This window comes from Streptomyces sp. NPDC043870 (assembly GCF_056435785.1).
Genome location: NZ_JBWKDT010000003.1, coordinates 129,838 through 142,738, shown reverse-complemented (window position 1 = coordinate 142,738; position 12,901 = coordinate 129,838). Strand labels below are relative to the sequence as shown.

Genomic DNA, 12,901 nt, shown 5'->3' with positions numbered 1-12,901 from the left:
AGTGTCGATGCGATGATCGAGGACCTCATGCGACCGGCCCCGGGGTCGTCGACATGCTGGGCGGTCTGGTACAGGCCGTCCATGGCCTGGCGACGCTCGATGACCGGTCAGGCGTCGACTGCTTTCTGACCTCGAAGGCACGGCGGTCGGCGGCGGAAGCGACGGCAACTTCACGGCCGCACTGGGGGTGCTGACACTCGATGGCCTCGGAGCAGTCGGGGGTGGTGCCCACGCCGACCACGAGTACCTGGTGATCGTCGCCATGGCCGAGCGGGCCGACCTTGCTGCCGGACTGGTGAACGCGATCAGGAACGGACAGAAGAACGAGAGCATGCGCGACCGTGAGCAATCGGGCGAGGTCGCGATCTGCGATCACCGGGATGCGCGTTCGGTGATCGGGCCGGGTTCCGGCGGGCCGGTCAGCGCAAGTGCCGGGCGAAGAACGACCGTACGTGGTGGCGCACCGTGGGCACCGATACGGCCGGGTCGAGCGTGCCGACCAACGCACGCCGGGCGTCGGCCGTCATCAGCCCGGCCGCCCGCAACTGGGGCACTATGGCGGCGTAGTCGGTGAACACCCAATGTGCGGCGCGGTCGATCTGCCGTCGGCGGGTCCACCCGTGCGAGTGAGCGAGCAGGGCCGACCAGGAATACTCCAGCTCCTTCTTCGCCTCTTCCTTGCCGATGAACCCGTCGGTTCCCAGCAGGAGCAGCGGCCGGTCCACCCCGTAGCGGGCGACCGGGTACAGCTCCCCCTCCTGACCGGGTCGGTGGGGCGGATGGCCCAGATAGCCCTCCAGGTTGACCGCCGCAGCGATCCGGCGGTCCTCGTACATCGCCTCGGCCACGGCGGTGCCCCCGGCGGAATGGCCGTAGCCGCCCACCCGCCGCAGATCCAGGGCACGCCCGAGATGCTCCGGCAGTGGGCGCCCCGCCGCATCCGGATTGCGGCCGGCCGCCAGCGCCGTCAGTTGGTCGAGGACGAAGCTCAGATCCGCGATCCTGGTGTCGATCATGGTGCGGGCCAGCTGCGGGTCCTTGCGGGGATCGTCCCGGAACACCGTAATGCGATAGGGACGGTTCCGGTACGCCGTGGTGTCGGGGAACTCGACCTCGCCGGCGTCGCCGGGGTGATCGACGGTCACCACGACATGGCCATGGCTCGCCAGCTCCTCGGCGAGCCCGGTGCCCAGGGTGCGCGGGTCGCCGCCGCCCGGGCTGTAGAGGAGCACCGGTCGCCGTACGGCCTGCGCGGGCGCGCCCATGTGCGCATGGGATGCGGTGGCCGCCCAGTTCACACCGGACGGGGGCAAGCCGTGGATGGGGACGTCGATGTCGTTGAACATCGCCGCGGCGGTCTCGGTCATCTGCGGTGCGACCGGGTGGCTGCGGACGGTACGGGCCGGATAGAACACCGTGACCACGACCTCCCGTACGGGGATCGCGGGATCCCACGGGTCGCACCGGGAGCGGTCGACCAGACAGAGGGTGGCGACGCCGACGCGGTGCGGGCCGGTCGGCGCGGGCAGCCGTACGGTGACACCGTCCGCGGGCCGTGCCTGGGCCCGTGCGACACCCTCGCCGCCCATGAGCAGCAACCCGGCCGCCAGCGCGGCCGACTTGACGAGGGTCCGGCGGTCCGTTGCGGCCGCACCAGAGGTGAAGGAACAAGAAGAGGTCATGCGGGCATGCTGTCGTTCGGCGGGGAACGCGGGCGATGGTTGAGGCCCAGACCGAAACGATGGCGGACTGCCGCCGGGGAAAGTAGTGCTACGGATCCATTTCACGGCCACCGACTTCGTCCGGGTCCGGTTCGCGCCCCGGCCGGCCCCGCTGCAGGAGCTGAACGTGGCCCTCATGAGGATGTGCCGCCCCGACGGTGAACTGCTCTTCGGCCGCTGGCGACAGCGGCTGCTCCGGTCCCTGCCGGCCGCAGCCGAGCCGCTGGCGGACCTGGTTCCCGGCGCGGAGGCCCCCAAGTTCATCGACGTGTTCAGCGACGACCTGACGGAAGGGCTGGACACCGTACGGGCTTGCCAACCGGCCCTGGTCCGCTCCGAGATCGAGCGGCTCTACGCCCGGCACCCCAGCCCGTCCCCGCAGTGGATCCGCGGTCTGCACCGGGGCGATGACGATGCCTGGCAACTCCTGCGCCGCGCACAACAGGCGGCCTTCGAGACCGCGCTGCGCCCCGTATGGCCCTTGGTACAGGACCTGCACCAGGCAGAATTCACCCGCTATGCGCTGACCGTGGCCGAGCACGGCACGGCCGCCGCACTCACCGCCCTCGTCCCCGGGAGCCGACTGCACGAGGACATCTGGGAGTTGGAGGCGCCCTGGGAATCGGACCTCTGGCCGGGCGGCCGCGGCCTGGTGCTCCAGCCCACCTTCCACTGGACCGGCCACCCTCTCATCGCCGATCTGCCCAACGGTCCCGTGTTCCTGACCTACCCAGCCGGTCCGGGGCTGCCACTCGCACCGGACACGGCGGGCGGGGCAGACGACGCGCTGGCCCGAGTACTCGGCGGGACCCGCCTCGACACCCTTCTGCTGCTCGCCGAGGAGCACACCACCAGCGGCCTCGCCCGCCGACTGGGCGTCAGCAATGCCACCGCCTCCGCCCATGCCGCCGCGCTGCGCGGCGCGGGACTGATCACCACGGTCCGCGCCGGCCGGGCGGTGCTGCACCAGCGCACCGCACTGGGGAGCCTGCTGGTCCGGCAGCGATGATTCCGGCACTGCCCAGGAGCCGGGCCCTGCGTGAGCCGACGCCGTTACGGACACGGGTGCTCCTCGCCCTTCGGCCCCCACCTCTTGCGTTCATCGCCGCGTGCCACCGTGCCGCACAGCAGCTCGGTCGCCGGCTCGTCGCTGCTGCCCCGCAGCACCGCAAGCAGCTTGTCCTCCGTCAGCCGTCCCCCGCCCGCCGCGCCGTGCGCGTCGATACGGCCGGTGGCGCCGTCGAAGCCCCCGCCGCCCAGGCCCTGGTAGAGCACGCCTTGCAGCAGCCCGCGGTCGAGGCGCTCGTCATGCCTGCCGGTGGTGCGCCAGGCCTGGTCGATGCCTTCGGCGAGATAGCGCAACGCGTCCCAGGCGAGCGCGACATGACCGTCCTCGCGTATCGCCTTCGTCCTGGCGCTGTGGTCGCCGCCGTACGTACGGTCGTATGCGGCGAGGAAGGCCGCGGCCTCCGGGCTCCGTGCCGCCAGCGTGGGGGCGTAGCCGTGCGAGACGTAGAAGAGGGTGAGGCCCTTGAAGTCGTCCCAGGGGCGCTGCTCGTCCGTCAGCGTGTTGGTGACGTCGTCGCCGCCGAGCACCGTGATCTTCGGGCAGTCGCCGGAGATGCGGGCGATCTCGGCCAGGAACAGCTGGAACTGGCTGGCCCGCGCCGACCACACCACCGCCGTTCGCGGCTCCTCACTCACGGCGCGGCAGACCTCGCGGGCCAGGTCCTCCACGGTCGGCACGGAACGCCCGCCGAGCGCACCCGGCACCGGTCCCGGTTCCGGCGCGTCGGTGGGGGTGTAGAGGAGTACGTCGGTGCGCCCCGGCCCGTACGAGGCACGGAAGGACGCGGCAAGGCTGTTGCTGTAGGCGTCGGTGGCGTCGGCAACAAGACTCACCCGGCGCGCCTTCTGCCCGCCGGCGGTCATCCCGGCGCCCGAAGCGAACGCTGCCATCAGCTCGGCGGCCCGCGCATCGGTGGCGGCCGTCTGGTAGTAGTGCTCGCCCTGGCGAAGGAGTTCATCGGCGGTGCCCGAGGTGCCGACCATCGGGATGCCGGCCTTGTCGAGGGTGCGTATCGCGTCGTACGTGTTGCGGCGGCTCTGCCCGAAACCGACGACGCCCGCGATGGACGGATCGCTCGCGGCGAGCTCTGCGATCCGGTCGGCGACGGCGGGAGCGTCCTTGAAGCGGTCACCCGCGTTGGCGGCGAGCACCCGCAGCGGGACGCGCTCGCCGGAACGCAGCGCCTGGGCGTTGATGTGCTGCTGTGCCAGCGCGATGCCGCGCAGCTCCGCCAACGTGCCACCGCGCACCGGGTCTTCGGCGTTCTTGCCACCGGTGAGCGGGCCGAAGTAGACGACGGTGCGACGACCGGGCCGCGGGTCGTCGTCGGGCCGGCCCGCGAGCTCCTTGTCGACCGCCTCGTTCTGCCGCTCGATCTGCTGGAGCACGGCCCGTACGGCCTGCTCACTGGGCTCCTTGCCGAAGCCGGCCGCGCCTTCGGACACGCCGACGCACTGCCCGTCGGTGCCGAGGAAGGTGGAGCCCTGGCAGGGGTCGTCCTTTTCGCGGTTCGCGATGTCCGGTACGAGGACGAGGCCGGCGACGAGTGCGAGTGCGAGCGTTCCGACGCCGAGCACTCCGGCGACCTCGGCGCCGGGACCCCAGCGCGGCGACGGCGTCACCAGCGTGGGCCAGCGGCCCAGCCAGTACACCGCTGCCTGGTCGTCCTCGGGACCCTCGGCCACCGGCACGACGATGCCGGTCGGCTGACCCGGCGTCATCCCGCGCCGCTCGATGTTGATCAGCTCGGCGCCGGCGTGGGCGAGGCCCGAAGCGTCGATGTCGGGGATGCGCGAGGCCAGCGAGCGTACGCCGCCCGCCACGGCGAACACCGACGTACAGCGCAAGTCCTCCATGGCGGAACGGAGTTCACGCAGAAAGCGCTGGACGCGCGAGTCGGCCGGCCCCGCCTCGTCGAAGAGAAGCACGAAGCGGGAGGTGCGGCGTCGCCGCCAGGGGTTGAGGAGACGGGTCCGGCACGCCTGGTCGAGGTCGGCGAGCAGGGCGTGCATGAGCACTCGGTCCAGGCGCTCCGGCTCACTGGCCGGCTCGCCGTGTACGAGGTCGAGCGCGGAGCGGAAGAAGTCGGTGGGCGGGCTGCCGTGCTGACGGCGCACCCACTCGGCGTACCAGCTGCGGCTGCGGGCCCGCCCGAGCATGCGGCGGTTGGCGCGCCAGCCGTAGAAGGCGCGCGGCAGCCGCTGGAAGAGTGGGCCTGCGATGAAGTTCCACAGCAGCTCGAGCAGCGTGCCGCCGCTGGCCTGATCGCGGCCGCCGAGCCACCACAGGGTCTGGGCGGTGCGGGACCAGTTGCGGTGCTCCGCGTAGCAGTGGTTGCGCAGCTCGGCGTGGCGGCGCTCCATGAGTCCCTCGATGGCGGGCGCGGTGACGACGGAGCGCAGCAACCGGTAGCTGTGCAGCCGTAGTTCACCGGTGCCGGGTGGCATGGTCTCGGCAAGCTGAAGGGTCAGGTGCTCGAAGAGCTCGAGCGGCGGCGGCTCCGTCCCGTCCGGGATCTGCGGGATGTACGCGTGCGGGGCGAGGACCTCGCTGCGGCCGCGCATCCTTGAGCGGAGCCCCGTGACGATCCGGCGCCCCGCATTGCCGCCGTCCGGCTCACTGAGCAGGACGACCGGCACTCTGCTGCGGCTGCGCCGTGGCTGTACCACCAGTTTGTCGAAGGCGTCGATGAAGCGCTCGACGCCCGGATAGGCTGGAATGCGGCTTTGTGGATCCCCTGCAGTCATGAGAAAGCCCCCCTTGTTCCCCCTGAGAAACAAGGGATATTCCCATGGACTGCCGTACGCAAGCGTGGAGTTGGATCACATGGCAGGCACAATCTTCCCGGGGGCGTCCCCGCCATCGGACCGGCGGCCGGACCCCCGGCCCGTGTGGGGGGTGGCAGCGCCGGGTCGCGACGGGCTGCCGGGGCGCGGATAGACCTTGGACTGCTTGACGCTTCCGAACGCGAAGCTGGATTCGATCGACGTGATGCCGGGAATGGCGTGGATCTGCGTGCGCACCAGCGTCTCGTACGCCTCCAGGCTTTCGATGACGACTCTGAGCAGGTAGTCGCTGCTGCCCGCCATCAGGTAGCAGTCCTGGATGTGCTCGATGAGGCCGACGTGCTGCTCGAACACATTGACGGCCTCGGCGGTGTGGCGTTCCAGGCGGACCCGTACGAACACGGTGATCGGGAGGCCGAAGGCGACTTGGTCCACCATGGCCGTGTAGCCGCTGATCAGGCCCGACTCCTCCAGGCGGCGTACCCGGCGCAGACAGGGCGACGGGGAGAGCCGGACACGGTCGGCCAGGTCCTGGTTGGACAGCCGCCCGTCCGCCTGCAACTCGTGGATGATCTGGAGATCCACAGCGTCCATCGTCACTCCTTGGCAGATTCTGTCTCCAGGCTAGGTTCATAGGGCAGAACTAGCAATCGGCTGCCCCGCTGATGGCTCTAGCCTTGCTCGCAAGAGTCAGGGTTGGTAGTCGGCGCCGCCCGAGCAGGTCATGGGCGGGAGGAATCTTCGGTGGTCACGATGAAAGCGGCGGCGGCAGCGCCGCCCGCCGGGGTGGAGAGCTCCTCCCGGAGCACCTCTTCGGCGTTCCGTGCCGCCGGACACAGACGGCTCTCTCCGCCGACGGCGGGAACCCTGGCACTGGTGCTGACCGTGACGATCTGGGCCGCGTTCGCCCTGAGCGCCCGCGCTCTCAGCGCCTCCACCCTGCTGCCCGCCGACGCGGCCCTGCTGCGGTTCGGCGTGCCCCTCGTCGTCCTGGCGCCCGCCCTTTGGCGGCGCCGCCGCCGGCTGGCCGCCGTGCGGCCGGGTCCCGCGGCCAAGATCGTCTGCGGTGCCGGGGTGCCGTTCTTTCTCGCCGCGATGTACGGCGGGTCGCTGACATCGGCCGCATTCGTCGGTGCGATCGTCCCCGGGATGGTCCCGCTGTTCGTCTCGGCCCTCATGGTCGCGGGCGGGCGGGGCGCTCCCCGCGGAACGCAGAGGGCCGGGCTGGTGCTGATCGTGGCCGGCGTCGTCGCGCTGGTCTGGCGCTACACCGCTGCACTGGACCAGGATGTTCTGCTTGGTTCGGGCACGCTGCTCGTCGCCAGCGGGCTGTGGGCCCTGTACACCGTGGGGCTGCGGGAAGTGGACCTCGACCCGGTCGGGTCCATCGGGCTGCTGTGCCTGCCGTCGTTCGCCGTCATCGCGATCCTGGCCCTGACCGATGTCCTGCCCACCGGTCTCGCCCGGGCGACCGGCGGCGACATCGCGCTGTTCCTCGTCGTGCAGGGCCTGGGTGTCGGCCTGTGTGCCGGTCTGCTGTACGCGTTCGCGATCCGCCGGCTGGGACCGGAGCGCAGCTCGGTCGTCGGCAGCCTCAGCCCGGTCGCCGTCGTCCTGCTCGCCATCCCCCTCCTGAACGAGTCGCCGACCCTGTCCGTCCTCGTCGGCGTCCCCCTCATCACCTGCGGCGTCGTCCTCGCCAACCGACGCCCCCGACACAAGGTTCCCGCTGATGCTTGAGCTCCTCCCTTCCCCGCCCGCCGACCCGTTGTGGGACCTTGCCGCCGAGTACGCCGCCGACACACGTCCCGAGCGCCTCGACCTCGTCCTCGGCGTCTACCGCGACCACACCGGGACCACCCCCGTCATGACAGCGGTCCGGGAGGCCGAGCTGCACCTGGCGGAACGTTCCGCCTCCAAGGAGTACCGCGGACTCTCGGGCAACACCGCCTTCAACCGCGCCATGCTGTCCATGGTCCTGGGCACCGAAGCCCTGACCGCACGCGCCACGGCCGTCCAGACCGTGGCGGGCACCGGAGCACTGCGACTGCTGGCCGACCTGGTGCGCCAGACCCACCCGGGCGCGACGGTGTGGATCAGTGACCCCGCCTACGTCAATCACCGGCCCATCCTGGAAGCCGCCGGCCTGAAGGTCCGGACATACGGACGACTCGACTCCGAAGGGCTCCCCGACATCACGGGCATGCTCTACGACCTGCGTGCCGCCGGAAGCAAGGACGTCGTCCTGCTCCAGGGCTGCTGCCACAATCCCACCGGAGTCGACCCCTCCTTCGAGACATGGGAGGCGCTGGCCGAGCTCGCCGCGACAAACGGCTGGGTTCCCTTCGTCGACCTGGCGTACCACGGGCTCGGTGACGGTCTCGAGGCCGACCTGAGGGCCACCCGGATGCTGGCCGACCGGCTCCCGGAGATGCTCATCGCCGTCAGCTGTTCCAAGAACTTCGGCCTCTACAACGACCGCACCGGCTGTGCAGTCGTCCTCGGATCGTCGCGGCAGGCGCTGCGGCACGTGGAAACGGCACTGCAGAACGCCGCACGGACGCTGTACTCGATGCCACCGGAGCACGGCGCCGCCGTCGTCACCACCATCCTCGAGGACGAGCAGCTGCGGGCCGCTTGGCGGGCCGAACTCGACGTCATGCGGGGCAGGATCACGGCCAACCGGTCGGATCTGGTCGCACACCTCGGTGCGCTGGGCTGCGGCGTCCAGGCGGAGGCGCTCGCGCGGCAGAAGGGCATGTTCTCGATGCTGCCGCTCACGCCGGACCACATGCGTCGGCTGCGCCGGCAGTTCGCCATCTACGGCACGGCCTCGGGGCGCATCAACATCGCCGGCATATCGGCGCACCGGATCCCGTTCCTGGCACAGGGCATCGCCGCGGTCCTCGGCACCGTCGACACGGCTCGCGCCGTCCCGTTCGTCTGACGGCGCGCAGCGCCCCGCGCCGGCGCGCACGCAGGTGAACGGTGCCGTCGCTGCTCGGTCGGCCAGAGGCCCGGCACCGGCCGACCGGTCACAGGGGACCGTGGCAGGATCTGCGGGCATGAGGATCGAACAGATCGACCAAGCGGATCGGCCCGTCGCCCTGGTCAGCGGGTCCACGTCGGGGATCGGGGAGGCCGTCGCGCGGAGGCTGGCGGCGGACGGGATGCGGGTCGTCGTGCACTCGCGGCGCAGTGTGGAGGCCGGGGAGGCCCTGGCGGCGGAGCTCGGCGGGGCGTACGTTCGGGCGGATCTGGCGGTGGAGGAGGAAGCCCGGGGGCTGGTCGAGGCGGCGCTCGGCCGGTACGGGCGGCTGGACGTGCTGGTGAACAACGCGGGCATCAGCTGGCCGATCCCGCACGACGATCTGGCCGCGGCGACACCGGCGGACTGGCGGCAGCTGCTGGAGGTCAACCTGATCGCGCCATGGGTGCTGTGCACGGCGGCCCTTCCGGCGCTGCGCCGATCCCCCGCGGGCGGCAGCATCGTGAACGTCACCAGCCACGCCGGGGTGCGCCCCAAGGGCTCATCGGTGCCCTATGCGGCGAGCAAGGCCGCGCTGAATCACGTGACCCGGCTGCTCGCGGCCGCGCTCGGGCCCGAGGTGCGGGTCAACGCGGTGGCGCCGGGGCTGGTGGACACGCCGATGACGAAGGACTGGGCGCAGGCGCACGAGCTCTGGCGGGACCGCGCACCCATGCGCCGCCCGGCCCTGCCGGCCGACGTGGCAGACCTGGTGGCGTCAGTGATCGCGAACACCTATCTCACCGGTGAGGTCATCGTGCTCGACGGCGGGCTGAATCTGACCTGAGAAGCCATCCGCTGACCACGGGCCTGTCCGGTCGAACAGGGGTCCTGACCGGGTGATCGCCGTGCGGTCGGCGGATGAAGGCAAGGCCTCTTGGTAGGTCAGGGATGCGAGCCCATCCGATGCGCCGGGAGGCCCTGTTGTCGCAGTCCTGCGCGCTCGCGCGCGCGGAGTCCGACTCGCCGTCTCCGTCGCCCACGCGTGCGGGCGTCGACTGATCTGACCTGCAGCAGGCACCCTGCCGTCGCTCGGGAAGAGCGCGGCGCGCTGCCGTCCGGGCGAGAAGGTCCGCGCGGCCGCGCACGCCGACGTCGTACGTGTCCAGTCCGACCGCGCCCGGGCCCGTACCACGCGCTGACCGCTCATCCCAGCGACGCCCCCGCCCCTACCGCCTTGGTGGCCTCTGCCATGGCCGCTCCTGTGCCACGCGGCCCCACCGCCGCCATCGCCGACACGCTCGCCGGTCACGTCACCCAGGCCCTGCTACCGCATGCGTGCCGAGCTGCCCGAGGCTCCCGGCGTCCGGAATTCGCGCCAGATCCACATACCGATCGACGTCGCAGTCCGGCGGAATGCTCCTTCTCGGACGGCATTTCGGCAGGCTGCGAACTGGCTATCAAGATCGCGCGAGATTGTCGAGTTACGAGATTCCGCGACATGAGGGTGCGTCGTGCGCTGTGGCGTACTGAGGCAGAACCTGCGCGTAAAGGACCAAGGTCACGAAACAGACAGTTTCCATCATGGAACGCTACCGCTGGAGAATCTTGTGAGTGCGTCGTTGGACTGGGACTCCGAATGGCTCACCAGTCTCATCTGGACGGGGAAGGCCTTCGCCATTACCGTGGCCGTCTTCGCCGTAGTCGTTGCCCTGCTGGCGCGCTACACGCGCTGGGGGCAGCAATTCAGGCGGATCGCTTTTCCCTATTTCAGGCCTCGACGCAGCTGGATGAGCTGGCGACCGCTGCTCACGCTCGCCCTGATGCTGTGGCTGGTGGCCCTCACGGTGCGTCTCACCGTGTTGTTCACCTTTGTGAACAACGACTTCATCACAGCGCTGCAGAAAATGGACTCCAAAGCATTCTGGTACGCCATCGCCATCGCCGGCGTGCTGATAACGATCGTCGTCCTCAGTACTCTGCTCACTTCTCTCATCGACGAGATGTTCATCATCCATTGGCGGACATGGCTCACCGATCACATGGTCGCCGACTGGCTGGAGGGACGCGCCTACCACCGGAGCCGGTTCGTGACAGCGCCGGTCGACAACCCCGACCAGCGCATCCAGGAAGACATCACCTCGTTCGTCACGGAGTCGCATTGGCTGGCGATGGGTGCCGTCAACGCCGCCCTGTCACTGGTGTCCTTCACCGCCCTCCTGTGGGGGCTGTCCGGGCCGCTGTCCGTCTTCGGTCACGAGATCCCGCATGCGATGGTGTTCCTGGTCTACCTCTACGTGCTCGTAGCCTCGGTGCTTGCCTTCCGGATCGGTCGCCCGCTGATCCGGCTGAACTTCCTCGGCGAGGGACTCGGCGCCTATTTCCGCTACGCCCTGGTGCGGCTGCGGGACAACTCCGAGAACATCGCGTTCTACCGCGGCGAGGATGCGGAGCGTGCGACGTTGGCGACGAGGTTTTCCGCCGTCATCAGGAACAAGTGGGCCATCGTCTTTCGAAGCCTGAAGCTTCAAGGGGTCAACGTTACGGCCACCCAGATCGCGGTGGTGTTTCCCTTCATCATTCAGGCGCCGCGCTTCTTCGCCGGGGCCATCACCCTCGGTGACATAACCCAGACCGGTCAAGCCTTCGACTCGGTGCAGGGCTCGCTGTCCTTCTTCCGAGACTCCTACGAGACCTTCGCCGCCTACCGGGCCAGGCTCGACCGCTTGACGGGGCTGCTGGAGGCGAACAAGGAGTCGCGCGCGTTGCCGTCCCTGACAGCCGCGGACCTTCCCGACGCGCTGGAGATCGAGGACCTGACGGTACGCCGTCCCGACGGACGGCCTCTGATCGACGGGCTGAGCCTGAGCCTGAACCCGGGCCAGGCATTGTTGATCAAGGGTGCCTCGGGCAGCGGCAAGACCACGTTGCTGCGCAGTTTGGCGAACCTGTGGCCGCACGCCCAGGGCACGGTATGGCGACCTACCGACGGCCGCACGCTGTTCCTGTCCCAGCGGCCGTACCTGCCCCTGGGCAGGCTGCGCACCGCGCTGGCCTATCCGGGGCCTGCGCACCGGATGGACGACGAGCGGGTGCGCCAGGCGTTGCACAGCGTGCACCTGGGCCACCTGGAGGATCGGCTCGATGACGAGATCGACTGGTCGCGCATCCTGTCTCCAGGCGAGCAGCAGCGCCTCGGGTTCGCCCGGATCCTCCTGAGCCGGCCGTGCCTGGCCTTTCTCGACGAGGCGACGTCCGCCCTCGACGAGGGCCTCGAGCACGCGCTCTACACCCTGACGCACGATGCGTTGCCCGAGTGCATGCTGGTCAGCGTCGGTCATCGCAGCACGTTGAACGCGTTGCACACCCACCACCTGGAGCTACTCGGCGCGGGACGCTGGAGCATGGCGGTGTCCCTCGATGGGGCGGCAGTTTCCCGGCGATCGGCCTCCACCGGCGGCGGTGAGGCACTGGCCGGCAGCGGTCACTCAGTGTGGACGACAGGACCTGAGCCAGAACCGTGACTTGGGGAACGAGCCTCCTGGTGGAGGTTGTGATCTGGGTATGGCGCCAGGGTGGAGTTGAGTACGCCTGCTCAGGCCCGCGGGGCGCGCGCCGCCGACGATGTAGCTCAACATCGTCGAGACCGGGAGACCAACATGCTCAGCTCTGTCGCGGGTGTTCTGGTGCCTGCGGTGGGACGCCTCTCGGTGACAGCCGACGACGGTACCGAACTGGCGCCGGGCAGCATTCTCGCCGCGAACCACACCTCGCTCGCCGACCCCGCCATCGTGCTCGCTGCTCTGCACCGCCTCGGTGTCGAGCCGGTCGTCATGGCTGCCGCCGGCCTGTGGCGTATCCCGCTCCTGGGGCACACACTGGCCCGCGGAGGACACGTCCCGGTGTTCCGCAGGACCCGGCGGGCTGCAGACGCCCTCGACCTCGCCGCAGCGGCCCTGGAGAGGGGACGGCTGGTCCTCATCTACGCCGAGGGCGGCCTCCCGCGCCGCAAGGACGCCGCGGAGGCGGCGCCCAGTACCTTCCGCAGTGGCCTGTCCCGGCTCGCCCTCCGCACCGGCGCGCCTGTCGTTCCCGTAGGACAGGCCGGGGCACGCCGGGTCATCTCGGGGAATGCCGCCAAGCAGATCGCGGGCCTGGCCACCGCGCCACTGCGCCGCCCGAATCTGCACGTCCACGTGGGAGCTCCGCTCGAGCTGACCGGTGACGGTGCCATGCGGACTGCTCAGGCCCGCACGGCAGTGACGGCTGCGTGGCGGACAGCGGCTGCCCACCTCGGCGAACCCGCCGCGCTCGCTGCGTAGTTCGCGTCGGCTTCGAGGACGTCCTGCACTGCTGG

The 12,901-nt window shown here is 70.2% G+C and carries 9 protein-coding genes and 1 pseudogene; 7 read left to right on the top strand and 3 right to left on the bottom strand.

Going from position 1 to position 12,901, the window contains the following annotated elements; all coding sequences use genetic code 11:
- Positions 1–118: 118 nt before the first annotated feature.
- A pseudogene (locus AC0699_RS05170) lies at positions 119–313 on the top strand (M20 family peptidase); the annotation flags it as partial.
- A 106-nt stretch (positions 314–419) separates the two neighbouring features.
- On the opposite strand, the gene AC0699_RS05165 reads toward AC0699_RS05170, so the two are convergent.
- Positions 420–1,682, bottom strand: a complete 1,263-nt coding sequence (locus tag AC0699_RS05165) for an alpha/beta hydrolase (protein ID WP_478655811.1) — start codon at positions 1,680–1,682, stop codon at positions 420–422.
- An 85-nt stretch (positions 1,683–1,767) separates the two neighbouring features.
- Here AC0699_RS05165 and AC0699_RS05160 point away from each other — a divergent pair, with 85 nt between their 5' ends.
- Positions 1,768–2,730, top strand: coding sequence for an ArsR family transcriptional regulator (locus tag AC0699_RS05160; RefSeq protein ID WP_478655808.1), 963 nt, complete (start codon positions 1,768–1,770; stop codon positions 2,728–2,730).
- A 44-nt stretch (positions 2,731–2,774) separates the two neighbouring features.
- On the opposite strand, the gene AC0699_RS05155 is transcribed toward AC0699_RS05160, so the two are convergent.
- Both AC0699_RS05155 and AC0699_RS05150 read right to left on the bottom strand, forming a co-directional pair.
- Positions 2,775–5,537 (bottom strand): ABC transporter substrate-binding protein, encoded by a 2,763-nt coding sequence (locus tag AC0699_RS05155; RefSeq protein ID WP_478655806.1) that lies wholly within the window; start codon positions 5,535–5,537, stop codon positions 2,775–2,777.
- Between the two features lie 75 nt (positions 5,538–5,612).
- Positions 5,613–6,170 carry an Lrp/AsnC family transcriptional regulator gene (locus AC0699_RS05150; protein WP_478655804.1) on the bottom strand — a complete coding sequence of 186 codons (558 nt, stop codon included), beginning with the start codon at positions 6,168–6,170 and terminating at the stop codon, positions 5,613–5,615.
- Between the two features lie 159 nt (positions 6,171–6,329).
- On the opposite strand from AC0699_RS05150, the gene AC0699_RS05145 reads away from it, so the two are divergent.
- From AC0699_RS05145 to AC0699_RS05125, 5 genes are all read left to right on the top strand, one after another.
- Positions 6,330–7,316, top strand: coding sequence for a DMT family transporter (locus tag AC0699_RS05145; protein WP_478656375.1), 987 nt, complete (start codon positions 6,330–6,332; stop codon positions 7,314–7,316).
- Complete coding sequence (locus tag AC0699_RS05140; protein WP_478655801.1) at positions 7,309–8,523, top strand: amino acid aminotransferase; 1,215 nt, start codon at positions 7,309–7,311, stop codon at positions 8,521–8,523. Before AC0699_RS05145 ends, AC0699_RS05140 begins: the two co-directional genes overlap by 8 nt.
- 118 nt (positions 8,524–8,641) lie before the next feature.
- Positions 8,642–9,391, top strand: coding sequence for an SDR family NAD(P)-dependent oxidoreductase (locus tag AC0699_RS05135; protein ID WP_478655798.1), 750 nt, complete (start codon positions 8,642–8,644; stop codon positions 9,389–9,391).
- A gap of 763 nt (positions 9,392–10,154) precedes the next feature.
- Positions 10,155–12,068: an ABC transporter ATP-binding protein/permease gene (locus tag AC0699_RS05130; protein WP_478655796.1), complete on the top strand. Its 1,914-nt coding sequence runs from the start codon at positions 10,155–10,157 to the stop codon at positions 12,066–12,068.
- Between the two features lie 135 nt (positions 12,069–12,203).
- The gene (locus AC0699_RS05125) at positions 12,204–12,866 is read left to right on the top strand and encodes a lysophospholipid acyltransferase family protein (RefSeq protein WP_478655794.1); all 663 of its coding nucleotides are present in this window, start codon (positions 12,204–12,206) and stop codon (positions 12,864–12,866) included.
- Positions 12,867–12,901 lie beyond the last annotated feature (35 nt).

Bases quoted from the DNA above. Each gene is read 5' to 3' on its own strand.
- AC0699_RS05155 (WP_478655806.1), bottom strand. From the start codon at position 5,537: ATGACTGCAGGGGATCCACAAAGCCGCATTCCAGCCTATCCGGGCGTC.
- AC0699_RS05140 (WP_478655801.1), top strand. From the start codon at position 7,309: ATGCTTGAGCTCCTCCCTTCCCCGCCCGCCGACCCGTTGTGGGACCTT.
- AC0699_RS05125 (WP_478655794.1), top strand. From the start codon at position 12,204: ATGCTCAGCTCTGTCGCGGGTGTTCTGGTGCCTGCGGTGGGACGCCTC.
- AC0699_RS05150 (WP_478655804.1), bottom strand. From the start codon at position 6,170: ATGGACGCTGTGGATCTCCAGATCATCCACGAGTTGCAGGCGGACGGG.
- AC0699_RS05145 (WP_478656375.1), top strand. From the start codon at position 6,330: ATGAAAGCGGCGGCGGCAGCGCCGCCCGCCGGGGTGGAGAGCTCCTCC.
- AC0699_RS05135 (WP_478655798.1), top strand. From the start codon at position 8,642: ATGAGGATCGAACAGATCGACCAAGCGGATCGGCCCGTCGCCCTGGTC.
- AC0699_RS05165 (WP_478655811.1), bottom strand. From the start codon at position 1,682: ATGACCTCTTCTTGTTCCTTCACCTCTGGTGCGGCCGCAACGGACCGC.